Origin of the sequence: Halomonas sp. DP5Y7-2 (genome assembly GCF_019802025.1) — a bacterium.
Taxonomy (GTDB): domain Bacteria; phylum Pseudomonadota; class Gammaproteobacteria; order Pseudomonadales; family Halomonadaceae; genus Halomonas; species Halomonas litopenaei_A.
In genome coordinates, this window is the sequence record NZ_JAHVHY010000006.1 from 258,404 (window position 1) to 282,958 (window position 24,555).

The 24,555-nt window shown below is 64.0% G+C and carries 23 protein-coding genes; 10 read left to right on the top strand and 13 right to left on the bottom strand.

What is annotated here, in order from left to right; all coding sequences use genetic code 11:
- Positions 1 to 197: 197 nt before the first annotated feature.
- Together KUW18_RS13350 and KUW18_RS13355 are read right to left on the bottom strand one after the other, a co-directional pair.
- Positions 198 to 1,130 (bottom strand): ketopantoate reductase family protein, encoded by a 933-nt coding sequence (locus KUW18_RS13350; protein ID WP_222561623.1) that lies wholly within the window; start codon positions 1,128 to 1,130, stop codon positions 198 to 200.
- Positions 1,130 to 3,133, bottom strand: coding sequence for a DNA topoisomerase III (locus KUW18_RS13355; RefSeq protein WP_222561624.1), 2,004 nt, complete (start codon positions 3,131 to 3,133; stop codon positions 1,130 to 1,132). The genes KUW18_RS13350 and KUW18_RS13355 overlap by 1 nt, the downstream gene beginning before the upstream one ends.
- Before the next feature lie 184 nt (positions 3,134 to 3,317).
- Here KUW18_RS13355 and KUW18_RS13360 point away from each other — a divergent pair, with 184 nt between their 5' ends.
- Positions 3,318 to 4,583, top strand: coding sequence for an ABC1 kinase family protein (locus KUW18_RS13360; protein ID WP_206937717.1), 1,266 nt, complete (start codon positions 3,318 to 3,320; stop codon positions 4,581 to 4,583).
- 48 nt (positions 4,584 to 4,631) lie between these two features.
- Positions 4,632 to 6,482, top strand: coding sequence for an SEC-C domain-containing protein (locus KUW18_RS13365; protein ID WP_206937721.1), 1,851 nt, complete (start codon positions 4,632 to 4,634; stop codon positions 6,480 to 6,482).
- A 109-nt stretch (positions 6,483 to 6,591) separates the two neighbouring features.
- On the opposite strand, the gene KUW18_RS13370 is transcribed toward KUW18_RS13365, so the two are convergent.
- On the bottom strand, positions 6,592 to 7,947 hold the full coding sequence (locus KUW18_RS13370) for an AmpG family muropeptide MFS transporter (RefSeq protein ID WP_222561625.1): 1,356 nt from the start codon (positions 7,945 to 7,947) through the stop codon (positions 6,592 to 6,594).
- A gap of 206 nt (positions 7,948 to 8,153) precedes the next feature.
- On the opposite strand from KUW18_RS13370, the gene rfaH reads away from it, so the two are divergent.
- The 3 genes from rfaH (at position 8,154) to ccoM (ending at position 9,537) form a co-directional block, all read left to right on the top strand.
- The gene (gene rfaH / locus KUW18_RS13375; RefSeq protein WP_206937742.1) at positions 8,154 to 8,696 is read left to right on the top strand and encodes a transcription/translation regulatory transformer protein RfaH; all 543 of its coding nucleotides are present in this window, start codon (positions 8,154 to 8,156) and stop codon (positions 8,694 to 8,696) included.
- A 25-nt stretch (positions 8,697 to 8,721) separates the two neighbouring features.
- The gene (locus KUW18_RS13380) at positions 8,722 to 9,228 is read left to right on the top strand and encodes a peptidylprolyl isomerase (RefSeq protein ID WP_222238216.1); all 507 of its coding nucleotides are present in this window, start codon (positions 8,722 to 8,724) and stop codon (positions 9,226 to 9,228) included.
- Positions 9,229 to 9,423: 195 nt separating this feature from the next.
- On the top strand, positions 9,424 to 9,537 hold the full coding sequence (gene ccoM, locus KUW18_RS19900; protein WP_277987364.1) for a cytochrome c oxidase subunit CcoM: 114 nt from the start codon (positions 9,424 to 9,426) through the stop codon (positions 9,535 to 9,537).
- A 227-nt stretch (positions 9,538 to 9,764) separates the two neighbouring features.
- Here the strand turns inward: ccoM and KUW18_RS13385 are convergent, their stop codons facing one another.
- Complete coding sequence (locus KUW18_RS13385; protein WP_222163068.1) at positions 9,765 to 11,486, bottom strand: proline--tRNA ligase; 1,722 nt, start codon at positions 11,484 to 11,486, stop codon at positions 9,765 to 9,767.
- A gap of 466 nt (positions 11,487 to 11,952) precedes the next feature.
- On the opposite strand from KUW18_RS13385, the gene KUW18_RS13390 reads away from it, so the two are divergent.
- A complete protein-coding gene (locus KUW18_RS13390) occupies positions 11,953 to 12,390 on the top strand; it encodes a hypothetical protein (protein ID WP_222561626.1) in 438 nt (145 codons plus the stop codon).
- Positions 12,391 to 12,414: 24 nt separating this feature from the next.
- On the opposite strand, the gene KUW18_RS13395 is transcribed toward KUW18_RS13390, so the two are convergent.
- Positions 12,415 to 13,629 carry a benzoate/H(+) symporter BenE family transporter gene (locus KUW18_RS13395; RefSeq protein ID WP_222561627.1) on the bottom strand — a complete coding sequence of 405 codons (1,215 nt, stop codon included), beginning with the start codon at positions 13,627 to 13,629 and terminating at the stop codon, positions 12,415 to 12,417.
- 144 nt (positions 13,630 to 13,773) lie between these two features.
- Between KUW18_RS13395 and KUW18_RS13400 the strand changes: the two genes are divergently transcribed.
- Positions 13,774 to 14,379: a helix-turn-helix domain-containing protein gene (locus KUW18_RS13400; RefSeq protein ID WP_222238221.1), complete on the top strand. Its 606-nt coding sequence runs from the start codon at positions 13,774 to 13,776 to the stop codon at positions 14,377 to 14,379.
- Here KUW18_RS13400 and KUW18_RS13405 read toward each other — a convergent pair.
- From KUW18_RS13405 to KUW18_RS13420, 4 genes are all read right to left on the bottom strand, one after another.
- The gene (locus KUW18_RS13405; protein ID WP_261396675.1) at positions 14,343 to 15,374 is read right to left on the bottom strand and encodes an N-acetylmuramoyl-L-alanine amidase; all 1,032 of its coding nucleotides are present in this window, start codon (positions 15,372 to 15,374) and stop codon (positions 14,343 to 14,345) included. The two genes, KUW18_RS13400 and KUW18_RS13405, sit on opposite strands and share 37 nt — an antisense overlap.
- A 33-nt stretch (positions 15,375 to 15,407) precedes the next feature.
- Entirely contained in the window at positions 15,408 to 16,586 is a 1,179-nt protein-coding gene (locus tag KUW18_RS13410) for a vWA domain-containing protein (RefSeq protein WP_222486681.1), read from the bottom strand.
- Positions 16,586 to 17,431, bottom strand: coding sequence for an AAA family ATPase (locus KUW18_RS13415; RefSeq protein ID WP_222163072.1), 846 nt, complete (start codon positions 17,429 to 17,431; stop codon positions 16,586 to 16,588). Before KUW18_RS13415 ends, KUW18_RS13410 begins: the two co-directional genes overlap by 1 nt.
- Positions 17,432 to 17,494: 63 nt before the next feature.
- Positions 17,495 to 18,391: an NAD(P)-dependent oxidoreductase gene (locus KUW18_RS13420; protein WP_206937770.1), complete on the bottom strand. Its 897-nt coding sequence runs from the start codon at positions 18,389 to 18,391 to the stop codon at positions 17,495 to 17,497.
- Between the two features lie 166 nt (positions 18,392 to 18,557).
- On the opposite strand from KUW18_RS13420, the gene KUW18_RS13425 reads away from it, so the two are divergent.
- Both KUW18_RS13425 and KUW18_RS13430 read left to right on the top strand, forming a co-directional pair.
- Entirely contained in the window at positions 18,558 to 19,199 is a 642-nt protein-coding gene (locus tag KUW18_RS13425) for a LysE family translocator (RefSeq protein WP_206937772.1), read from the top strand.
- Between the two features lie 22 nt (positions 19,200 to 19,221).
- The gene (locus tag KUW18_RS13430; RefSeq protein ID WP_222163074.1) at positions 19,222 to 20,019 is read left to right on the top strand and encodes a metallophosphoesterase; all 798 of its coding nucleotides are present in this window, start codon (positions 19,222 to 19,224) and stop codon (positions 20,017 to 20,019) included.
- Between the two features lies 1 nt (position 20,020).
- Here KUW18_RS13430 and KUW18_RS13435 read toward each other — a convergent pair whose 3' ends face one another.
- The 4 genes from KUW18_RS13435 to KUW18_RS13450 all read right to left on the bottom strand — a co-directional run bounded on the left by KUW18_RS13435 (position 20,021) and on the right by KUW18_RS13450 (position 23,676).
- Complete coding sequence (locus tag KUW18_RS13435; RefSeq protein ID WP_222561628.1) at positions 20,021 to 21,169, bottom strand: nucleoid-associated protein; 1,149 nt, start codon at positions 21,167 to 21,169, stop codon at positions 20,021 to 20,023.
- A gap of 66 nt (positions 21,170 to 21,235) precedes the next feature.
- Positions 21,236 to 21,997 (bottom strand): ABC transporter permease, encoded by a 762-nt coding sequence (locus KUW18_RS13440; RefSeq protein ID WP_222163075.1) that lies wholly within the window; start codon positions 21,995 to 21,997, stop codon positions 21,236 to 21,238.
- Positions 21,994 to 22,929 carry an ABC transporter ATP-binding protein gene (locus KUW18_RS13445; RefSeq protein ID WP_206937786.1) on the bottom strand — a complete coding sequence of 312 codons (936 nt, stop codon included), beginning with the start codon at positions 22,927 to 22,929 and terminating at the stop codon, positions 21,994 to 21,996. The genes KUW18_RS13440 and KUW18_RS13445 overlap by 4 nt, the downstream gene beginning before the upstream one ends.
- Before the next feature lie 201 nt (positions 22,930 to 23,130).
- Positions 23,131 to 23,676 carry a cytochrome b gene (locus KUW18_RS13450; protein ID WP_206937788.1) on the bottom strand — a complete coding sequence of 182 codons (546 nt, stop codon included), beginning with the start codon at positions 23,674 to 23,676 and terminating at the stop codon, positions 23,131 to 23,133.
- A 264-nt stretch (positions 23,677 to 23,940) separates the two neighbouring features.
- On the opposite strand from KUW18_RS13450, the gene KUW18_RS13455 reads away from it, so the two are divergent.
- Positions 23,941 to 24,429 carry a cupin domain-containing protein gene (locus KUW18_RS13455; protein WP_222561629.1) on the top strand — a complete coding sequence of 163 codons (489 nt, stop codon included), beginning with the start codon at positions 23,941 to 23,943 and terminating at the stop codon, positions 24,427 to 24,429.
- Positions 24,430 to 24,555: the final 126 nt, after the last annotated feature.

Genomic DNA, 24,555 nt, shown 5'->3' on the forward strand with positions numbered 1-24,555 from the left:
TCGTCGCGACTGTCCTGTCTGATCTACCTTGCCTTTTGACCTTGCCTTGCCGCGTATCAGTCATCGGTGGTCTGGCTAACGCGTTCTGCCGCATCAAACGTCGCGGGGCCGAGTGCTGCCCTGGCCTGCACCCAGGCTGGCGTTGGAGCTAAAAATAGCAATCGCTGCCCGTGGATGCTACTCCAGGCTTGCCTGATTCAAGCATTCAGGAAGTGCCAATACGCCGTCAGCCGAGGGCAGGGAAGGTTCGCGTCGCTCGCAGCGTCGAGCAGCGGGCCGAGGATGGCATCGTGCTCGGTGGGGCGACCCGCCTCGATGTCTTGAAGCATGGAGGCGCGATTGGCGGCGGTGTGCGCAATGACCTGCCAGACCCTTGCGTGCCAGGCGCTGTGTCCGTGCTGCTGCGGGTACGACTCGTCCAGCGCTGTTGCGGGAGGGGGGATGTCCAGGGCCGCCAGGATCAGACGGATTTCATCGATGACAGTGTTCACCTCATCGCGATAGGGGGCTTGTGCCAACTCGCCGTTACGGACTCGGTGGCGTGCCACCAGGGGATTGATAGCGGCATTGACGGCCAGCTTGTGCCATAGCCTGACCGAGATGTCTGCGACGGCCCGGGCATCCAGTCCGGCGTGGCGGAGTTGAGCGGCCAATGCCTCGGCAAGCTCAGTGTCGCTTGGGTTAGCGGTGCCGTCCAGATGACCGATCACGGTTTGCCCGTGACCGGCATGTACCACCCCGTGGTCGTCCTCGAGATAGGCGCCTTCGGTAGTGGAGGCGCATAGCACCGGCCCGGTCCAGGCCTCGGTGATGGGGCGCTGAACGCGCAGGCCGTTTTGCCACAGGATCACTGGCGTCTGCGGGGCAAGATGTCCGGCGACGGCGGCAAAGGCGTCCTGGGTAGCGTATGACTTGGTGGTCAGCATGACCCGCTCGACGCCTTGGCAGGCCTCGCCGGGATCCGTACTGATGGTGAGTAGCAGTCGCTGGTGCTGGCCGTGGGGGTCCGTCAGCGATTGTTGCCGGGGGAGCGGACGTCGGCCGAGCAGCCGCACGGACTGCCCTGCAGCGCTAAGGCGACATGCCAGCAGGCGGCCAATGGCGCCCGGTCCCACGATCAGCGTGCTCATCAGGTGTTCCCCTTGCGTGGCGAGCGGCGCCCCCGGCCGCTGCTGGACTTGCGGTTGGCGCCGCCGTCGGAGGTGGTGCTGGAGGCGTCTCGGGCGCTGGATCCCTTTTTGGCCCTGGGCTGGCTCCGGCGCCGGCGAGTGCCAGCCCGCTTCGCGGGCGTGGCGGCGGCGACTTCACCCTGAGCGGAGCGCAGGGCGGACTGCAACCGGTGGCTATCGGCGCAGGCCACCAGCGCAGTGAGGTCGACCACCAGCTGAGACACGAAGGGATCCGGCTCCGCTCGGGCTTCAGCGATATCCTCCAGGCGCTGCTCCCACAGCGCCGTCCGTTCAGGCCTGCTGACCGCATCCGGCAAGGAGTGAATCAGGCCGACGCCCAGGCGGGTCGCTCGCAGAGTCTTGGCCTTGCGCACCAGGTAGCCCCGCTCGATCAGTGTCTCGATGATGCCGGCGCGAGTTGCTTCGGTGCCCAGCCCATCGGTGTCTCGCAGGGTGCGCTTGACCTCGGCGTCTTCCACGTAGCGGGCGATGTTCATCATGGCCTTGATCAAGCTGGCGTCGGTGAAGGGTTCTGGCGCACGTGTCTCGCGCTGTTCCACCTCGGCATTGATGGCCTGGCAGGTTTCTCCCTGGTGCAGGGCGGGCAGCGGAGGCGCCTCGTCACGGGTAGTGAACAACGGCTTCCAGCCAGGTACCAGCAGTGTCTGCCCCGACGCCGCAAAGCGCTCATCCAGGAGTTGGCATTCTGCCTTGACCTCCTGGGTCTCGAGGGCCGGGTAGAATTGTGCCAGGACGTTGCGGGCGATCAGCCGATAGACGTCGGCTTCCTGGGCGGACAGCCGCTCTGCGCTGAAGGGTTTGCCGGTCGGGGCCAGAGCATGGTGGGCGCCGACCTTGCTGTCATCGAAGGCGCGCGAGCGCAGCTGCATGTCGGCGTTGGCCAGCCAGCGTCCCAGCGTCGCATCATCTCGACAGGCGCTGGCCAGCTGCCCGGGCAAGCTCTTCAAGTGCTCTCGGGGCAGGTAGCGGCAGTCGGAGCGTGGGTAGGTGATGAGCTGGTGACGTTCGTAAAGGCGCTGGCAGATATCCAGCACCGCCTTGGCCGACAAACCATGACGACGGGCGGCATCGACCTGCAGTGCGGACAGCGAGTATGGCAGCGGAGGAGGCTGGCGCCGGTGACGGGATTCAACCTTGGACACGACACCCTGGCTGCCAGGCAAGCGCGCGGCCAGGGCCTGGGCCGGGGCCTCATCGAGCAGCCGGCCGCGTTCATCCAGCCGATGCTGTTCGGACGGTACCCACCAGGCCTTGAAGGTCCCTGCGGCGACGCGCACCTCTGCCCACAGCACGTGGAACGGATAGGGGACGAACTGGCGAATTTCCTCGTCGCGGCGCACCACCAGCCCGAGCACCGGTGTCTGTACACGGCCTACCGACAGCACACCATCGTGACCCGCCTGTCGCCCTATCAGGGTCCAGGCTCGGGTCAGATTGATGCCATAGAGCCAATCGGCACGCGCCCTGGTCTGGGCCGCGCGATAGAGAGCATGGTAGTGCCGATTGTCGCCGATACGTGACAATGCCCTGACGACCGCCGGGCGGTTGAGGTCATTGATCAGCAGGCGTGCTACATCGCCTTTCCAGCCCAGATGCTCGATGACCTCCTGGACCAGCAGCTGACCTTCTCGGTCCGGGTCGCCGGCGTGCACGAGTTGGCTGGCGCGCTTGATTCTGGCGCGGATGACGGCCAGCTGACCTCGTGCCTTGGGCCGCGGTACCAGTTTCCACTGACTCGGCACGATGGGCAGGTGGTCCCGTCGCCATGGCTTGAGCGCTGGGTCATAGGCATCCGGGGGCGCCTGTTCCAGCAGATGCCCGAGACACCAGGTGACCTCGGTGTCACCGACGGACAGGTAGCCGTCATGTTTCTGTGCAGCCCCGGGCAAGGCATCGGCGATGGCGCGCGCCAGGCTAGGTTTTTCCGCAATGATCAATCGCATGGCGCACCACAGAAGGGATGTTTCTGGATATTCTTCCAGTATCTGAAGAGCGATGCCAGGTGTACCATGACGTGATTGATGTACAACTCTTATATCATTTTTTTATGCATCGAGAGTGGGCTGACCAGGCAGTCCTGCCATCTCGAGCGCTGCGACCGCTGCCGTTGGTGGCACGAGGAGCATCATGCGACAGGCTGGAAGAACGCGCCGTATGTTGGGTCTGTCGGTGCGCACGGGGACCACGCTACTGCGATCTCGGGTAGGCGGCAATGCCGACTGGCAGGCGCTTGGCGAGTCGCTGTTCGACGGCTTGTCGGAGCTGAAGGGGCCAGCCATGAAGCTGGCTCAGGTCATGTCCCAATGGGATGACCTGCTGCCTCCTGAACTCGCCGAGGAGCTGGCTCGCCTGCAGCGCAATGCCACTCCGGCGCCGTGGGAGGATATTCGGACGACGCTTGAGCAGGAACTGGGTGAGCTGCAGGCTCTGTTTCGTCATGTCGAGCCCGCGCCCTTCGCCAGCGCATCCATGGGGCAGGTGCATCTTGCCACCACCCTGGAAGGGCAGCAGGTGGTGCTCAAGGTACAGTACCCCGGCCTCGAGCAGGTGCTGGAGCAGGACCTGGCACAGGTCCGCCGTATCCTTCGCCTGGGGCGCTGGTTCAAGGTCTCCCAGAGTCGCCTCGATGCCTTGTTCGATGAATTGGCCGAGAGCCTGCGCCAGGAGCTCGACTACGTCGCTGAGGGCAACATGTTGAGGCGCTATCGTCAGCGCTATGACGCCTGGGGCAATATCCGCATTCCCGCACCTGTCGACTCCCTCTGCACGTCTCGAGTGCTGGGCATGGAGTATGTGCCGGGAACACCGCTGCGCGAGATCGAGCAGGTCGATGACGAACGACGGCAGCACGTGGCCAGCACGCTGGCGGACTGGCTGACAGAGGAACTGTTCGTCCATGGCGAGGTTCATGCCGATCCTCATGCCGGTAATTTTGCCGTGGATGATCAGGGTCGTTTGATCCTGTACGACCTGGGGGCGGTGATAGCGGTGCCGCCGGAGCGACTGAGGGGCATGCTGGCGCTGCTGTCGGCGACCCTGGAACGGGACCCTGTGGCCATGGATGAGGCGCTTCGAGGACTCGGCGGGCGGCAGGGCGAAGGCGCGCCCTTGGCGTTGTATCAGGAGTCGGCTGAGGCCATTGCCCCGCTGTTTGCGCCGGGGCTGCAGGATTTTGGCGATGTGCGTGTCCATCGGCGTCTGCGCGAGCTGAGTCCCAGAGTATGGAGCGCGCTGGACCGTCTCCAGCCACCGCCCGGCATGTTGATGTTGGCGCGCACGCTCAACGGACATTACTGGAACCTGGTGCGTCTCGAGGCGCGCCTGGATATGCAGAATCGAACAGCGCAGGTCTTTCAGACCTACGCCGGCCAGGGCGTGGGTCTGCCAAGCTGAGCTCTGCACTGTTAGACTGTGCCGTTTTTAATTTCAGGGGAGAGGGCGATGCTGGCGTTATGGGTGGATCAACTGCTGGGCTATGCCTCTGGCGCCCTGGCAGCCATTCGGCAGGATGAACGCTATCCCAGCCTGATGAGCTGGGCGCGGGAGCAAGGCCCAGACTGTGTGGGTGGCGACAAGTCGCTGGCCCAGGCGCTGGCGCCGGAGCTGTGGTCGCAGACGCCGCTGGCTCGGCTCGATTTCGCCTGTGAAACCCTGGCGCGCCCCGGCCGCAACGAGCCTTGCTGGTGCGACTCCGGACGCAAGATGAAACAGTGCTGTGGTGCGGTCAGTCTGCCGGGCCACCTGCCTCCACACCTGATGTGGATGCTGTCGCTGCGCGAGTGGAAGGGCGACGCACTGAAAGCGGCGCTGGCCAGCGGTCGAGCCCCCGCCCAGGCGCTGCTCGAGGCGGGCCTGATCGCGGCGGAGTCCGGTCAGCGCGGCCGTGCCCAGCAGATACTGGAGTCCCTGTTCACCAATGCGGACTGGGAGCGATTGCCCGAGCAGGCGGAGCCGGCCTTCGAGATACTGCTCGACCTGTTCCAGGAGCGCGGCTTCCATCGCAAGCGGGAGGCGCTGCTGGACGAGGTGCTGGAGCGAGGTCCGATGTTCCTGCGCGGGGTCGCCCTCGAGCGGCTATGCCTGATGCATCTGGACAATGACGATCTGGATAGTGCCCGCGCAGCCTTCGTGCGTGCGCAACAGGCCCTGCCAGACTCGCCGACCTTGGCATACATCGAGGCCATGCTGCTGCTGCATGAAGGCAATGACGAGGAGGCGGTGGAGCGCTCACGCTTCTGGCTGCGTCGTCTGACCCGGCAGGGCGACCTCGATCCCGAGCAGTTGCAGTTTCTTGCCGACCTGGCCGACAACCCCGGCGCTACCCTGGCTGACCAGCTATTGAGCGCTGAAGAGGATCTGGCCGAGCCGCTGGTGGGGCTGCAGACCCTGCTGGCGGAGCTGCCGACGCCTCCGCCGATCAAGGTCGAACAGCAGGATGGTGTGCTGGTGTATCGCTCCACGGCACGGGAAGACACCCTGTTTGCGGCCTTCCAGGAAGGCTTTCAGGTGGACGTGGACCCGGACGCCCCCATGGGATTTCTGGGGGATCCCTGGATCAATGCCAGCGTCTGGTTGCCGGCGCTGTGTGCCAATCCCGAACAGCTCGATTCGCCGGCAGTACTGCAATCGGTGTCGCTGGCATTGACCAGTCGCTTCGGCAGCCTGCCGTGGATGGCGCCCAGCCTGTTCGAGCCGCTGGCCGAACGGCTTGAGCGCTGGCTGCAGCAGGTCAGTCAGAGCGGCGACGGTCCCTTCCAGTGGGATCAGGCGGACAACGCGCAGCTGCTGCGCGCGGGGCTGGCCCTGGTGGTCGGCATGGAGCGCGGGTCGCGCCAGCATTCCCGTGAGTTGGCCGAGTTGCTGCTGTCGCTGGACGAGCAGGACAGCCTCGGCTTGCGTGAGCTGGTGCTCGACCAGTTGCTGCGTGAAGGCCGTGACGGCGAGGCGTTGTCGATGAGTCGGCAGGCGCTGGAGCAGGCAAGCGAAACGGATGCCGCTGAACAGGATGCGCCGCTGTTGGGCATGTACATGGGCCAGGTGCTGGCACTGTACCGACTGGGGCAGCTCGACGATGCGGCGGCCGCGTTGGAGAGTGCCAAGCGCCATAACAGCCATGCGGTCTCTCTGCTGTGCAGCGACAACCCCCAGCGCGCGGCGACGCCTCCCAATGGACAATTGGCAGAGCCTGGCACCCGTGCCGAAGCCTGGCAGTACCGCACCCTGATGCGTGACCAGTGGCGGACGACTCCAGGGGCGCTGGACTGGTTGCAGGAACGCGGTTCTCGCCGCTGAAGTGACCGCCCGGCGAGTGAACGTCAGTCGCACCTGCGCGTCTGACGTTCGCTACCGGTATCAGGCCTCGGCGCTGGAGGTCTCTTCCTTCACCTGGAGGCCTTTTCCTTCACTTGGAGGCCTCTTCCTTCACATAGTGCCGTTTGATCCACAGCGCCATCGCCACCGCCGGAAGGCCAAGAAGCGAGGCCAGCACGAAGAAGCTGGGGTAGCCCCAACCCTCCACGACCAGTCCGCCAAAGCCTGACAGAAACTTGCCAGGCAAGGTCATCAGTGACGAGAACAGCGCATATTGAGTGGCCGTGTAAGCGCGAGACGTCAGGCTTGAAAGAAACGCCACGAACACCACGCTGGCCAGACCGTTGCTAAGGTTGTCGCCCATGATGGTCAGCACCAGCAATTCTTTCTGAGCGCCGCTCATGGCGAGCCAGGTGAACATCAGGTTGGTGAGCACGGTGGCGGCAGCCCCTATCACCAGGATGCGTCCGATGCCGAAGCGCACGACCAGGACCCCGCCGAGCAGTCCCCCCAGTAGGCTCATGACCACGCCAAACACCTTGGTCACGGTGGCGATGGTGTCCAGACTGAAGCCCAGATCAACGTAGAGCGGATAGGCCATCGATGCCATCGCCAAGTCGCTGATGCGGTAGATGCCGATGAACACCAGCAGTCCCAGGGCACCTAGCCCAAAGCGCGAGAAGAAATCCAGGAAAGGACAGACCACCGAGCCGATCAGCCAGGCCCCGGTGCGCCGGAACCAGGCGGGTTGGCCTTGGCTGGCACGCAGGAAGCTCCTGACCCTGGGTTCTGCGCTGAGGCGCTGTGCCAGGGGCTTGCGGGGAGGCTCGGGGCGCAGCAGCACGGTGATCATGCCAATGGCGGTCAGTGCGGCCATGCACTGATAGGACAGCTGCCAGGAGCCCAGGTCGGCCAGGTACAAGGCTCCTGCGCCGGCCATGATCAGGCCACCGCGATAGCCAATGATGTAAGTCGAGGCCATAGCTGCCTGCACATCGTCTTCCGCTGACTCGATGCGAAAGGCGTCGATGGCGATGTCCTGGGTGGCGGAACCGAAGGCGACCATCAGGGCGAATAGCGCCACGTTGCCAAGTTGCTGTGCAGGATCAAGCGTTGATAGGCCCACCAGTCCGGCCATCATCAGCGTCTGGCCGGCCAGCATCCAGCTGCGTCGCTGGCCCAGCCAGCGTGTCAGCAGAGGCAACCGAAAGGCGTCGACCACAGGCGCCCAGAAGAACTTTATCGAATACAGCAGTCCTATCCATGAGAAGAAGCCGATGGCTGCCACCTCGACGCCAGAGGTGCGCAGCCAAGTCGTCAGGGTGGAAAACACCAGCAGGAACGGAAGGCCGGCAGAGAAGCCCAGAAACAGCATGGCCAGTACAGGCGGCCGCAGATAGACGCCAAGGGCCTCGATCCAGCGGCGCATGGCCGAAGGGGTGGGCATGTGAAAGCCTCCTTGCATGATGGTCGGCGATCCGAATGGTAAAATGCGCTCAGTATCCCGGCGCTGCTCGGCGAATTGTTGCAAAGCCGCAGGGACGATACCAGCGGCGCGCGACAAGCCGCGTCGGTGGCGAGCCGGAAACTGAGACCAAGACAGGCCCCCAGGTCATATCCTTGTCCGCCTGGTGGGTGCCCGGAAGGAGTTACATGAGTCACAGCATCAACGAGACGGTCACTGGTGGCGATTCCACGCCGCGCTGGTACGTAATCCAGTGCAAGGGTGGAGAGTCCTTTCGCGCCGCTCAGCATCTGGCCAATCAGGGCTACGAACTCTTCCATCCGGTGCTTGAAGTGCAGAAGAAGCGCCGCAACAAGCTGACCTGGGTCGAAGAGCCACTATTTCCTTACTACCTGTTTCTTCGCCTCGACCAGGTCGAAAGCAACTGGCGCCCCATTCGCTCGACCCGGGGGGTGTTGAAGATCGTCACCTTCGGCCTGTCGATGCCGGTACCGGTCAGCGACGAGCTGGTCGAGCTGTTGCGTCGGCACGGGCAAGAGAAGGACGAAGGTCCGGGGCAGCTGTATTTCCGCGCCGGCGAGAGCGTCGAAATCACCGACGGTCCGTTCAAGGACCTGAAGGCAGTGTTCGATAGCCACAAGGGAGAGGAGCGCGCCATCGTGCTGCTCAACATGCTGCATCGCCAACAGCGCCTTGAAATGCCTGTCGCCGCCTTGAAGCGTCAGGACTGAGACTTATCTCCGAAAGGAACGCATCATGAAGATTGCCCCTCAGAAAGTGGCCCAGCTCCATTATGTGCTCAGTAATAGCCACGGTGAGGTGCTCGACGACTCGCGTCAGCGAGGCGAGCCACTGGAATACCTTCACGGCCACGACAACCTGATGGCGGGGCTCGAGCGAGCGCTCGAAGCGACCGAGCCGGGTTCTCGTGTCGATGTCACCCTGGCCCCTGACGAAGCATACGGACGCAGGGATGAGTCTCTGGTCCGTGAGGTGGGGCGTCAGGCGTTCCCCGCGGCGGAATTGCGCCCTGGGATGTGTTTTCAGACCCCCGGCGATGCCGGTCCCCAGATCGTCACCGTGGTCGAGGTGAAGGACACCACGGTGGTGATCGACACCAATCACCCACTGGCGGGGCAGACCCTGCGCTATCAGGTCGAGGTGCTGGAGGTACGCGACGCGACCCGCGCGGAACTGGCGAAGGGGCACCCACTGCCCGCGGGTACCGAAGCCTCATCGGTGGAAGATCGCAAGGTGCTGTAGGCCGCTGGCTGACCACCGCTTGCGCTGTCCGCGACCGCCAGAAAAAGCCGCCCTTGGGCGGCTTTCGCGTGAATGGACGACGGCTGATATGGCGGCGGGCGAATGTCGCACAGGGACCCTTGACTCAGGTCAGCACAATTCATCAGGAGGGCGGCTAAGCTTGAACCATCAACACAGCAAGGGGAGGGCAGGGCCATGTATCTCGATGATGCAGTGATCTTCGGTCTGGGGGCTGTCGCCCTTTCTGTGGTCTTCATGGCGGGCTGGATCGCCTTTGTCATTCGCGACAGTCATCGTCGCAAGCGATAGGTTCCGCGTAGACAGGTTGGGTCTCATGTGCACAGAACCCAGCCATTGACCAGCGTCAGGGGAGGGGGAGTCATCCCCCTTTTTCAACCGGCCCTTCGGGGCCGGTTTTTTTTATCTGCAGGATTCACAGCACGGCATGAGCAGCCCTGCGGCTGTCGCGTCGCCGCCAGGTCAGACTTGTACCAACGGCCCGGACGCCTCAGCGCCCGGGACCGTTGAGGGCCCTGTTACAGGGCGATACGCTGCTTGAGGAAGTCGACGATGGCGTCGGCGGGCACCATGGTGGCGTCACTGTCGCGGCGCCCCTTGTACTCAAGCTCGCCCTTGTCCAGGCTACGGTCTCCCACGACCAGGCGATGGGGAAGGCCCATCAGCTCCTGGTCGGCAAAGCGCACGCCGGGACGCAGATCACGATCATCCAGCAGCACGTCGAAGCCTGCCGCGGTGAGCTCGTCATGCAGGCGATCGGCCGTTTCGCGCACGCGTTGGGACTTGTGTGCGTTCATCGGCACAATGGCCACATGGAAGGGGGCGATCGCATCGGGCCAGATGATGCCGTTGTCGTCGTGGTTCTGCTCGATGGCAGAAGCCACCACCCGGGTCACACCAATGCCGTAGCAGCCCATCCACGGGTGGATGGCACGACCTTCGTCACCGAGCACGGTGGCATTCATGGCTTCGCTGTACTTGCGGCCCAGCTGGAACACGTGACCGACCTCGATACCGCGCTTGATCGACAGTACCCCCTTGCCGTCCGGCGAGGGGTCGCCTTCGACCACATTGCGGATGTCGGCCACCTGGGGCAGCGCCACATCACGCTCCCAGTTGATGCCGAAGTAGTGCTTGCCGTCGACGTTGGCACCGGCGCCGAAGTCGCTCATCAGCGCGACGCTGCGGTCGATCACGATCGGCATGTCGAGTCCCACCGGTCCCAGTGAGCCAGGCCCTGCGCCAACTGCAGCACGGATCTCTTCTTCGCTTGCCATGGTCAGCGGAGTGGCCACCTGCTCCAGATGCTCGGCCTTGACCTCGTTGAGCTCGTGGTCGCCGCGCACCAGCAGCGCCACCAGACCGCCTTCGCTGCCCTTGACCATCAGTGTCTTGATGGTCTTTTCGATGGCAAGGCCATGCTGTTCCACCAGGGTGGCGATGGTCTTGGCGTTGGGGGTGTCGACCAGGCGCAGCTCCTCGCTGGGCGCTGCACGGCTGGCGTCACTGCCCAGCGGCGCCGGCAGCGCTTCAGCCTTCTCCATGTTGGCGGCGTAGCTGGACTCGGTGGAGAACACGATGTCGTCCTCGCCGGAGTCGGCCAGTACATGGAACTCGTGGGAGCCGGTGCCACCGATGGAGCCGTTATCGGCGATCACCGGACGGAAGTCGAGACCCAACCGCGTGAAGATGCGCACATAGGCGTCATACATCTTCTGGTAGGTATCCTTGAGGGACGCCTCGTCCTGATGGAAAGAGTAGGCGTCCTTCATGATGAACTCGCGCGAGCGCATGACCCCGAAGCGCGGACGAATCTCGTCACGGAACTTGGTCTGAATCTGGTAGAAGTTGGCGGGCAGCTGCTTGTAGCTGGCAATTTCCTTGCGCACCAGGTCGGTAATGACTTCTTCATGGGTCGGGCCGACACAGTAGTCGCGCTGATGCCGGTCCTTGAGGCGCAGCAGCTCAGGTCCATACTGCTCCCAGCGGCCAGACTCCTGCCACAGCTCGGCAGGCTGTACGGCGGGCATCAGCAGCTCCTGGGCGCCGGCGCGATCCATTTCCTCGCGCACGACCCGTTCCACCTTGCGCAGAGTGCGCAGGCCCAGTGGCAGCCAGGTGTACAGGCCAGAGGTCAGACGGCGGATCATGCCCGCACGCAGCATCAGCTGGTGGCTGACGACTTCGGCGTCGGCAGGCGTTTCCTTGAGGGTACTGATCAGCAGGTCGGTGGCGCGCATGGGTCCGCAGATTCCTTCACATCGAGTCGATAGATCGTAGAGCGTCGAGGGATACGGCAGAGTCTTCTATTGCCGGTGATCAGGCGCTGCCTGATATCGGTCGACGCTCGCAATGGAGAGTGTGGTGTGTTGACGATGTCACTCATCGAAAGTGTCGAGCATTGTACGGTGAAGCTGTCGCGGCGGCAAAACAGAGTCATGCAGTGATATAAATGGTGTCGACGTGCGCAAGGTCTGGCCGATGGCGGGGAGCGAACCGGCATCTACGTGCCGCAGCGGAGTCGACAGCGGGAGTGCTGCGCAGCGTTGGCCAGGTCAGCTAAGTGGTGCAGAAAAACGTGCTAGGATGCGTGCGAGTTTTCTCATGGAAGATGTCGCCAAGGCGGCGGGATGGCCTCCACGGCCGCCCCAGGCAGCGATATCGACCTTGTTACCATCGCGCTAGAAACTGCAAAGGAAGTTGTTCATGTTACGTCCACCCCGTCTGCTTACCGGCCTGGTCCTGGCCACTACCCTGACCTCACTCGCCGGCTGCGGCACCGTCTTTCATCCGGAGCGCAAGGGGCAGATCAGTGGACGTATCGACCCGGTGGTGGCCGTTGCCAACGGTGTGGGCCTGCTGTTCTTCATCGTGCCTGGCGTGATTGCCTACGCGGTAGATTTCTCCAACGGCACGATCTACCTGCCCGGTACCAGCACCACCTCGGTCGATGCATTGCCCATGGGCGAGGCCCGTGATCTGGCGAGCCTGGAGCAGCTGATCAGTGAACGCGCCGGCACCGCGGTGAGCCTGAGCAATGAGCTGGTGCGCGTCGAGCAAGTGGCGACCCTGGACGAGGCGCTAGCGATGGTGCGTATGGCCAGTGACGAGGCGTCTCATGGAGCAGCGCCCACCACCAGCTAGCTTGGTAACGCGCCTGGGTCCTTCTCAGGCGCGCCATGCCCCCAGGGCAACGATGACCAGTCCAGCGATCAATCCCCAGAAGGCTGATCCAATCCCAGCCAGGGTCAGGGGAGAGGCGGTGACCGCAAAGGTCACCAGCGCCGCGTCCAGATGGCGAGCGTCGGAAAAGGCGGTGGTCATCGCCCCACCCAGGGTGGCCATCAGTGCCAGTCCCGCCACTACCGCAATCAATCCCTCAGGCAAGGCAGCGAACAGCGCGGCCACGGTAGCGCCCAGGGTCCCCAGCACCAGGTAGCCGATACCGGCTGCCACGCCGGCAGTGTAGCGGCGATGCGGGTCAAGGTGCGCCTCTTCCCCCAGGCAAGGCGCCGCGCTGATGGCGGCCATGTTGATGCCATGCCCAGCAAAGGGAGCCATCAGCAGCGACGCCAGCCCGGTGGTGCCCAGGCAGGCGCCGACAGGAGGCGAGTAGCCCGCACTGCGGACCATGGCCAGGCCCGGCAGATGCTGAGTGGTCAGGGCCACGGCGAACAGCGGCACCCCAATGCCCAGACAGGTAGCCAGGTCAAACGCCGGGGAGACCCATTCAGGTCGCGTCAGCATCAGCGAGACCTGGGCGACCTGGAAATTCCCCCGCGCCAGGCTTATCGCGATCCCGGCCATCAGCACCGCGATGATGGCAAGCCTTGGCAGCCAGCGTCGGCACAGGATCCATACGCTCAATAGCAGCAATGGCATCCAGGGATCGACACGGACAGTAGCGAAGATATCGAGAACGAACGGCAGCAGAATGCCCGCCAGCATCGCTGAGGCCAATGCTGCCGGGACGATGGCCATGATCCGAGTGACCACGCCGCTGGCGGCGACCAGCAGCATGCACACCGAGGCCACGATGAACGCGCCCACGGCCTGGTCGAAGGCGACCCCCGGTAGCTGGGTGACCAGCAGGGCTGCGCCCGGCGTCGACCACGCCGTCAGCAGCGGCATGCGATAGCGCCAGGACAGTCCCAGGGTGGTCAGGCCCATGCCGATGCCCAGGGCCCACATCCAGGAGCCGATCTGTGATGGGGGAATTGCCGCCGCCTGGGCGGCCTGGAAGATGATGGCGGCGGAGCTGGCGTAGCCGATCAGTACCGACACCAGCCCTGCTGCCACGGTGGAAGCATGCAGGTCGTTGGCCAGCTGACGCTTTTCGGGGGGAGTCGCTGGCTCAGCAAGAGTGGAAGACGGCTCGGTCATGGGGCGTGTCGCTGTGTGTTGGGAAGGGCGGGTAGGTTGTGCGTTATAACGTCCAAGGCTAGCAGTGGGCGTTATAACGCACAAGCGCTGTGGGCTCGAGCCTCTGTATACTGGTGCGCGTCACGCATTTTCATGAGAGACGACATGTCGGACACTGCCCACCACATCGGCCACCATATCGCCAGCTCCCTCAAGGGGCTGCGCCAGGCGCGGGGCTGGAGCCTGGCACATACCGCCAGGGAGACCGGGGTCAGCAAGGCCATGCTGGGCCAGATCGAGCGTGGGGAGTCGAGTCCTACGGTGGCGACGCTGTGGCGCATCGCCAGTGGTTTTCGGGTGAGTTTCTCGTCGTTGTTCGGTCAAGGCCCCGGCACCGATGACTCGCCGCTGGAGCAGCGCCACTGCAGTACCAGTGATTCGGTGTGGGGGCAGGACAGCGCGGGTATGCAGGCAAAGTTGTTGTTTCCGTACGATCCCCTGCTGGGCTTCGAGATGTTCGAGATTGAACTCGCCGCAGGCGCTGAAAGCGCCTCCAGCCCCCATGCGCCTGGGGTGGTCGAGCACCTGGTCGTGCTCGAGGGCACGCTGGTGCTGGCTGTGGGCGATGAGTGGCACCGTTTGACGGCGGGGGAAGGGCTACGTTTCTGTGCTGACCGGCCGCACCTGATGCGCAACGAAGGGCCCGCGGTGCTGCGCTTTCACGACGTGATCCATTACCTGCCCGGCGCGGCTGGAGGAGCGGCTGGTTGAGGCTCAGCTGGTTGAGGCTCGGCTGGTTGAGGCTCAGCCAGTGTCGCCAGCGCCTCTGGCAGGTATCGCTCCAGTAGAGCCCACAGGCGTGCGCAGGTGTCTGCGTCGAGATTTCCGCTGAAGTCGGCGGGACGAAAGTGAAGCTGGAATGCTCGCAGGGTGGCGCGGGTCGCGTCATCCAGCACGCCGCTGACGTCGATGTCATAGCCCCAGGCACGCAGCGCCCGCTGCACCGTCTCAATCGAGGGGAGGCTCCCTCCTGCGATACGTTGGCGAGCGTCGAAGCGCTGGGCATAGTGGGCCACCCGCTCCGGCTCGGGCCAGGCACCAATGCCGGCATCATGCAGCCGTTTCCAGGGAAATGCCGGGCCTGGGTCCAGCTTGCGCGTGGGCGCGACGTCAGAGTGTGCCAGCACGTGCCTGGCCTCGATGCCATGCCGCTCGATGATATCCCGGGACAGGGCGATCAGCGCTTCAACCTGGCTGTCGGGGTAGGGCATCCAGCCGACCCCCTCGGGGGGCTCCAGCTCGCTGCCGACCCAGGGCTGGTCGGGGCCCTGATTGACAATCTCGATGCCGATGGAGGTATCGTTGAGGCCGATGCGGTTGCCCCAACGGCTAGCGCCGGCGTGCCAGGCACGGCGAGACTCGGGCACCAGCTGAAACACCACGGGTGAGCCCTGGAGTCGACGTGTTGGTAAAGGCAGTAGATAGTGACTGGAGACCCGTGGTCCGGTGAGTGCGCGCAGCGAGTCCGCCTGGTTTTCATCGGTGTAATGCAGGATCAAGAAATGCACGCGGCTGTTGTGGCCACGGGCGGGGTGACGATGGTCCACCACATAGCCGTCACGGGGTTCCAGAGCGGGCCTAGAGTAGGCTTGAATCAGCCCTTGTGTGGCGACCCCGGTGGCCATGTCGCAGCCGGCCAGCCACACCGATGCGCCGGCAAGCAGCAAGGGTCTGAGTCGGCGAAGTGTCTGCGGCAGGTGGGGCATCGACGGGTCCTTGATCAGATCCGGGGTCGTGGTCTAGCGAGCCAGCTCGCGCATGGCCTCGTCGAGTCCTTCCAGCGTCATGGCGTACATGCGCTCCTGCACCAGCTCGCGGATGATCCTGGTCGAGGGCGTATATTCCCAATAGCGTGGCGGGTTGGGGTTGAGCCAGACCAGTCGCGGGTAGCGCTCCACCAGTCGCTTCAGCCAGATGCCGCCCGGCTCCTCGTTGAAGTGTTCGACGCTGCCGCCGGGGTGGGTGATCTCGTAGGGTGACATCGACGCATCGCCCACGACCACTACCTGGTAGTCCGCGCCGAAGGTGCGCATCAGCTCCAGCGTGGAATACCGCTCCTTGTGACGGCGCGCATTGTTTCGCCACACGCCTTCATACAGACAGTTATGGAAGTAGAAATGCTCCAGGTGCTTGAACTCGGAACGCGCCGCCGAGAACAGCTCCTCGCAGACGCGAATGTGGTCGTCCATGGAACCGCCCACGTCCAGAAACAACAGCACCTTCACCGCGTTGTGGCGCACCGGTCGCATGCGCAGGTTCAACAGGCCGGCATCCCGAGCGGTGTCACGAATCGTGGCGTCGATATCGAATTCGTCCAGTGCTCCCTGGCGAGCGAAGCGGCGAAGACGGCGCAGTGCCATCTTGATGTTGCGCGGCCCCAGGGCCTGATCATCGTCATAGTCGCGGAAGCGGCGTTCGTCCCAGACCTTGATCGCACGACGATGGCGCGAGCCATCCTGGCCGATGCGCATCCCCTCGGGGTTGTAGCCATAGGCGCCGAAGGGGCTGGTACCGCCGGTACCGATCCACTTGTTGCCACCGGCGTGGCGTTCCTGCTGTTCCTTGAGGCGTTGCTTGAAGGTCTCGATCAGCGCTTCGAGTCCGCCCAAAGACGTGACCTGCGCCTTTTCCTCGTCGCTCAACTGGCGTTCGAACTCCCGGCGCAGCCACTCCTCGGGGATCAGTGCGTCAATGGCCGCATCGAGGCTTTCCACCGATCCGATCCAGGCGGCGAAGGCGCGATCGAAGCGGTCGAAGTGGCGCTCATCCTTGACCATGATGGTGCGGGCCAACTGATAGAAGGCGTCCACATCGGCAAAGGCAATGCCGGAGTCCACGGCGGCATGCAGGTCCAGCAGTTCGCGCAGGGATACCGGGACCTGCTGGCGCCTGAGACTGTCGAACAGATCGAGAAACATCAGCGCCCCTGACGCCGCACCATAAAGGCCAGGCGCTCCAGCAGGGCCGTATCCTGCTCGTTCTTGACCAGGGCGCCGGCCAGGGGCGGCAGACTCTTGGCTGGATCGCGCTGACTCAGGGCTTCCCGCGCCACGTCGTCGGCCATCAGCAGCTTCAGCCAATCGACCAGCTCAGACGTGGAGGGGCGCTTCTTGAGGCCCGGCGCCTCGCGCAGCTCAAAGAACACTTCCAGGGCCTGGCTGACCAGCCTTGGGGCGATATCCGGGAAGTGTACGGCGACGATACGCTCCATGGTGGCGCGGTCGGGAAACTCGATGTAGTGGAAGAAGCAGCGGCGCAGGAAGGCGTCGGGCAGCTCCTTCTCGTTGTTGGACGTGATCACCACGATGGGGCGGTGGCGCGCCCGGATCGTCTCGCCGGTCTCGTAGACAAAGAATTCCATCCGATCGAGTTCCTGCAGCAGGTCATTGGGGAACTCGATGTCGGCCTTGTCGATCTCGTCGATCAGCAGTACCACCCGTTCGTCGGCGGTGAAGGCTTCCCATAGCTTGCCGGGGCGCAGGTAGTTGGCCACATCCTCGACCCCGTCGATGCCGAGCTGAGAATCTCGCAGACGGCTGACCGCGTCGTACTCGTAGAGGCCCTGGGCGGCCTTGGTGGTGGACTTGATGTGCCAGGTCACCAGGCGGGTGCCCAGGGACGCGGCCAGTTCTTCTGCCAGCAGCGTCTTGCCGGTGCCTGGCTCGCCCTTGATCAGCAGCGGGCGCTCGAGGGTGACGGCCGCATTGACGGCCTGCTTGAGCGCATCGGTAGCCACGTAAGTGGCGGTGGAGTTGAACGCCATGGAAAAGCATCCTGTAACTGATGGCGGATGTCGAACGAGTGTACGGCGCCGCCGCAGACGGGTCTAGCTGCGCTGCGCGTCGTCACGATAGAGCCGAATCAACGTCGCCGGATCGCTCTCGCCTTCGCCCCTGGCCAGTCGACTGCGCATCAGCTGGGCGGCCAGCGCTGCCATCGGCGTGGCGCTGGCTTGGCGATAACCCTGAGCGGTGGCCATGTCGACATCCTTGAGCAGGGTGCGCAGGTGCCAACTGGGCGCCTTGAAATCACGCTCGGCCATGCGCGGTACCAGCATGCGAAAAGGCGTTGAGTCGGCAAAGCCGCCCGCCAGGGCCTCTGGCAACAGGCCGGCATCGACACCGCTGGACTCGGCCAGTGCCACCATTTCGGCGATCGCTGCGGTATTGCAGGCCACCAGCAGTTGATTGCACAGCTTGGTGACCTGGCCTGCGCCTACCGGACCCATATGGGTGATGCGCGAGGCCAGTGGTTGCAGGATCGTCCTGGCGGCGTTCACGTGGGCTCGGTCGCCTCCACACATGATCGCCAGGCTGCCGGCCTCGGCACCCGCCACGCCACCGGAGACCGGGGCGTCGACCCAGCTGAGGCCGGATTCGGCGGCCAGCTGGGCAAGCTCCCGGGTGGCGGCCGGGTCGGCGCTGGTCAGGTCGATGATGGCGCCACCGGGACGCGCGTTGGCGATGACCCCCTCGGCCCCGAGCATCAGCTCGCGCAGCACCTCGGTATTGGCCACGCAGGTGATCACCACGTCTACCTGAGCGGCCAACTGCGCCACGCTATCGGCGACCCTGGCGCCGGTCTCCGCAGCGACGGCGTCGGCCTTGGCTCGAGTGCGGTTGTAGAGGACCAGGGGATGACCGGCCTTGGCTAGCCGGCGGCTTAGCGGGTCGCCCATCAGACCGATACCGATAAAGCCGAGGCGGGGCAGCAACGCGGACATGGTAGAACTCCTTGGCAGGGGAGAAGGGGGCGGCATCTTGAGTTGGCCGGGCAAGGGAAGACAGCATGCAGTAAGGTGTGTTTCTGGCTCAACTGGGTTGCGCGTTGAGGGCCCGTCGCCTAGCGTGGAAGGCTTTGCTACCGACGCTGCCGCCACGAGATCCGCCATGCTCGAGTATACCCTGGCCCACTGGGTCACCTTTCTGTCGGCAGCCTTGCTGCTGAATCTCTCACCGGGGCCTGACATGGCTTTTGTACTGGGCCAGACCGCGCGACATGGCCGCCGTGGGGGCTTCGCTGCGATGTTCGGGGTATGGAGTGGGGCGGGCGTGCATGTGCTGATGGCGGCGCTGGGTTTGTCCGCCGTGCTGGCAACGTCTGCGGTCGCCTTCGGCCTGATCAAGTGGGTCGGCGCGGCGTACCTGCTGTGGCTAGGCATTCAGGCGTTGCTCGCCCGCCCGTCCAGCGAAACGGCGGCGCCGGCCCCGTCTCTGCCTGGGGCTGCCAGCATCTATCGCCAGGGCGTCGTGATCTCTCTGTTGAACCCGAAGGTCGCCATCTTCTTCCTGGCCTTTCTGCCTCAGTTCGTGGTGCCAGGCGCAGGGCCGGCCAGCCTCCAGCTTGCCCTGCATGGGTTCTTGATCATTGCGGTGGCGGGGCTGATCGAGCCGCCGCTGGTGATCCTGGGCGCCAGGCTGGTCACAGCGCTGCGCGGCAATCGTCGTCTTGGTCTATGGTGTGAGCGAGGGTTGGGGGCGCTGTTCATTGGCCTGGCGGCCAGGCTGGCAATGAGTGAGCGCAGCCCATAACGCTTAAGCCGGAGGCGAGCTCATGCGCCTGAGAATCCTGTCGGACCTGCACCTGGAGCACTTCGAGGGGGATCGCCTGCTGCCCGACATCGAGGCCGATATGGTGATCCTGGCAGGTGATATTCATCTAGGCCTGCAGGGAATCGAGTGGGCTGCTGCGCGCTTTCCCGATCATCCGGTGATCTACGTGCCGGGCAATCACGAATTTTACAAGCATCGCATGGAGCCCCTGCGCAAGGAGATGCGTGAGCGCGCGGCCACGCTGGGCATTCACCTGCTCGACAACGCACGACTTGAACTCGACGGCGTGCGCTTTCTGGGGACGACACTGTGGACCGACTTCGCGCTCTACGATGAGCGTCCCGACCCGCAGGACATCCCTGCGGAGACGCTGTCCGCTGCACTCAGGCAGATGCCCGACTTCGCGATCATCGAAGAACCTGATGGCGAGGTCTTCTCGCCGGAGCGCAGCGTCGAGCTGCACCGCGAGAACCGGGCCTGGCTTGAGACCGAGCTCGCCAGGCCCTTCGCCGGCGCCACGGTGGTGGTCAGCCACCATGCTCCCCTGGCCGAGTGCATTCCTGCCCACTATCAGGGCGACCCGCTGTCGCCGGCCTTTGCCTCGCGCCTCGAGTCGCTGATGGAGGGCGTGGCGCTGTGGGTCCACGGCCACGTCCACGACCCGGTGATGCTGACGCTGGGGGACACCCGCGTGGTGGCCGTGCCCGGCGGCTATCCCGGCGAGCGTTCGGAGGACGAGCTGCGCCTGGATCGGGTGGTCGAGGTCGAGAGCATGGCGTCGCAATCCCGGCAGGCCTGAACTAGCCCCCCTGCAGCTGTTCCTTGAGCTTGCTGGGCAGCTTCTTGATGATCAATCGGTCATGTTCTTCGTCGTACTCGATGCTGTTGCCCAGCAGGTGGGAGTCGAAGCTGATCGAGACGCCCTCGGCGCGGCCGGTGAAGCGGCGGAACTGATTGAGGGTGCGCTTGTCCGGCGGGATTTCCGGTGACAGGCCGTAGTCGGCGTTGCGAATGTGCTCGTAAAAGGCCCGCGGATTGTCATCGTTGACCAGGGCGGAGAGCTCATCCAGGGTCATCGCTTCACCGCGACTTGCCTGGTCCTGGGCGTAGTCGATCAGCGCATCGGTCTTTTCCCGCGACGCTTCCTCCTCCATGTCTTCCTGCTCGACATAGTCGCTGAAGGCCTTCAGCAAGGTACGGGTTTCGCTCTTTGGATCGACGCCTTCGCTAGCGCCCAAAAGGGCCTGCAGGTCGTCGGCCAGCTTCTTCGCGCCGCGATCTGCCAGCATCGACAGGTACTGACTCGACGGGCCGCCGTCCTGCCATTGGGTCAGGTTGAGGCGGAAGGCCAGCGACATCTGACTGTGATTGAGCTGCCCGGTGATGCCGACGCGACCGTCTTCACCGATGACGAAACCGTCCCGATGGTGAACCAGTGCGACGAACAGGTGGCGGGTCTCGCCCTGGCGCTGGTCGACCATGAGCAGGTGGCCTCCGGTGGGCAGGTGCGCGTCGACCACGCCCTTGATGGCCTCGCCAAGCTCCCTGGCCAGTGCCTGAAAGTCTCGCTCGCCGTCGAGGAAGGCACGAAACTCGGCAGGGAAGCGGCAGGTGGTCGCCACTACCGGACCTTCATCAGAGGCGGCCAGGCCAGAGGAGCCTGCACCAGAGGTCCCTGTCGCGGAGGAGTCCTCGTCGTCCCAAGGGGCGACATCCTCGCCGCTGGCGTCGCTATTCTGCACGCTCGGGCGATCCGTGGTGCTGGGGGGGGCGTGCTCATTGAGCCGGCCCCAGCGCTTGGCCTTGCCGTGGTAAGCGTCGGTCAGGCGGGTGACCAGGCTGTCCAATGCGTCGCTGTCGGGATGCAGCTCGCTGGCATGCTTAAGCGTTGCCGGGATGTCGCTGGCGCTCTTGTCCAGGCGCTGGATGACGCAGGCAGAGATCGGCATGGAAACCTCGTGACCAAAAAACGGCGGCAGATGATAGCGTACTTGGGGCGTCAGACCGAAGCCGATTCATGGCTTGAGGCGATAGCCGCTGCGGAAGATGGCATGGATGACCGCCAGCGCCAGGGCCATGAACAGCAGAATCATGCCCAGACTGACCCATACGCTGACATCGCCGAGTCCATAAAAGCTGTAGCGGAAACCCGACACCAGGTAGACCACCGGATTGAACAGGGTCACCGTTTGCCACAGGGGAGGCAGCATGTCGATGGAGTAGAAGGTTCCGCCGAGGAAGGTCAGCGGCGTGATGACCAGAAGCGGCACCAGCTGCAGCTTTTCAAAGCCATCGGCCCAGATCCCGATAATGAAACCGAGCAGGCTGAAGGTCAGTGCGGTCAGCACCAGAAACAGCAGCATCAACAGCGGGTGCATGATGGTAAAGGGCACGAACAGGCTGGCCGTTGCCAGCACGATCAAGCCGAGCACAATAGATTTGGTGGCGGCAGCGCCGACAAAGCCCAGCACGATCTCCAGCGGCGAGATGGGAGCCGATAGAATCTCGTAGACCGACCCCGAAAAGCGTGGGAAGAAGATCCCGAATGAGGCATTGGAGACACTCTGGGTCAGCAGCATCAGCATGATCAGCCCCGGCACGATGAAGGCACCGTAGGGAATGCCCTCGACCTCACTGATGCGTGAGCCAATGGCGGAACCAAAGACCACGAAGTACAGCGAGGTGGATAGCACGGGGGATACCACGCTCTGCAGCACGGTGCGCAGGCTTCGGGCCATCTCTGCCAGGTAGAGCGTCTTGACCGAGGTGATGTTCATGGTCGCTCCTTGACCAGATTGACGAAGATTTCCTCCAGCGAACTCTGGCGAGTGTGCAGGTCCTTGAATGCGATGCCGGCGGCGTCGACGTCTGCGAGCAAGTCGGCGATGCTGCTCTCACCGTCGTCTGCACCGTCATAGTGGTAGACCAGCGCATGGCCCTCGTCGCTCAAGGCCAGGTGGTGGTGAGCCAGGGCGTGCGGAACAGCGTCGAGGGGTTCGCGCAAGTGCAGGGTCAATTCCTTGCGGCCGAGGCTCGCCATCAGCGCCTGCTTTTCCTCCACCAGCACCAGCTCTCCGGCACGAATGACGCCGATGCGCTCGGCCATCTCTTCCGCTTCCTCGATGTAATGCGTGGTGAGGATAATGGTGACGCCGCTCTCTCTGAGGCCTCGCACCACCTCCCACATGTCACGGCGCAGTTCGACGTCGACCCCGGCGGTGGGCTCATCCAGAAACAGTACCTGGGGCTCGTGGGCCAGTGCCTTGGCGATCAGCACCCGACGTTTCATGCCGCCGGACAGGGTGATCAGCCGGTTCTTGCGCTTTTCCCACAGGCTGAGCTGGCGCAGCACCTTCTCGATATGCGCCGGATCCTTGGGCTTGCCGAACAGGCCGCGGCTGAAGGACACCGTGTCCCATACGGTGGAGAAGGCTTCACTGGTCAACTCCTGGGGCACCAGCCCGATCAGCGAGCGGGCAGCACGGAAATCATCGAGAATATTGTGGCCGTCGACCCTGACGTGGCCTGATGAGGGATTGACCAGCCCGCAGATGACGCTGATCAAGGTGGTCTTGCCGGCCCCGTTGGGGCCAAGCAGGGCAAAGATCTCGCCGCGCTTGATGCTCAGGTCGATGCCCTTGAGCGCCTCGAATCCGCCGGCATAGACCTTTGTCAGCGCCTGGACATCAATGATCGGGGAGTCGCTCATGGGCGCCTTCCCCCGGGGGCAAGGTCGTGGTGCGGCGGGTGAGGCAGTCCTGGTGATTGCTCCATGCTGACGTCCTTATCGATGGCCTTCGCCCATCCTAGCGCGGTTGTCTGCATCTGCACACCGGCCCGATCCACGCCCTGGCCGGTGTGTCCCCTCCGCCGGGGCCGCAGGTTCATGCCGTCCATGGCTGCGGCGGACTTATTTCCTGGCGCTGACGTCAAGCATGCGGGGCAGGACATCCTGCTGCCTGGGATTCATGCGGTGATGAACCGCCATCAACACGTGCCCCAGGGCCATCGCGAACAGCGCCCACCCCAGCCAGCCGTGGAGCAGATTGGCAGGGAGCATCATCCACTCGATCTTGTCGCCGTCAAAGCCTGACATGAGCTCGATGCCGAAGGGCGAAAAGGCGCGCCCGGAGCCATATTGGCGCATCAGCGCAATCGACGGAATCACGACCAGCAGGGCGTATAGCGCGAGATGACCCAGATGCGACGGCAGGTTGAGGCTGGATGGGCGGCGGCGCTGGTTTAACAGCGCCCAGGCCACCCGGCCCAGCATCAGGATCAGAATCAGCAGGCCCACCGGCTTGTGGGTAGCCCAGGTCAGTTTATCCAGCCAGGAATCTTCGAACAGCACTGTGGTGATGGCCGTGACGAGCTGCCACAGCACCAGGGCGGCGATGCTCCAGTGGAAGAAACGGCTGATACTGCCATAACGTTCGGGTGAATCGATGATCGACATAGGGGACTCCTCATCCTCGGTCGGGGCGGTCGATGGTTGTTTTTGCATAGCCTAACTCGGCCCAGCGGGCAGGGCTGGGGAATTTTCCCAATAGAATGTGCACGAAGCTGCAGCCGTGGGTCGAACATGCCGTTCGGCACGGGACGTTACCGGGGCGGATGTAAGGAAGGCGGTGGTGGCGTCATCCAAACACTCTCGTCACCGACGACGTTGTCCCAAGAGGTCTCCTCCATGTTTCCTGAGTCTCCCCTGACGTTGAAACGAATGACCAGCAAGAACAAGGCGTGCGGTACTGTGACTCTGCCCCATTCGCCCGGGCGCTCGCTGTGGTTGGCGTCGCGGTTGGTGTTCGCCCTGACGCTGCTGATTGCGGTGACGCCCCAGGCGTCGGCACAGAGTGGCGAGCAGGTAACGCCCAGCGTGTCCCAGAACATCATGCAGCAGAAGTGGGTGTCAGACGATTCCAACCTGATCTCCACCGTCGTACTGGTTACCCTGGACCCTGGGGCCAGTCTGCCGCCCCATCGCCACGCAGGGCCAGCCTACGTCAAGGTGGCCGCCGGCGAGGTGATCTCACAGCTTGAGGGTGGGGAAGAAGAACGCTTTGGGCCTGGCGACGAGTGGCGAGAGCCTGAGGGCGTGCGTCATGTGAAGCTGGTCAATGCCAGCGATGAAAGTGCTGCGGAATTGATCGTGGTGATGATCCACACTCGCGGTGAACCCCTGACCCGAGTCGAGAAGACAGTGGAGTAGATAACAGCGGCAGGAAGGGGGGCAGAAGAGGCTGCCTAAGACACTGTTTTAGACACCAAGGCCACGCTTTGGCGTGGCCTTGGTTTGACTAGCATGGTTTGACTAGCTCGGTGTGACTCGCTCGGC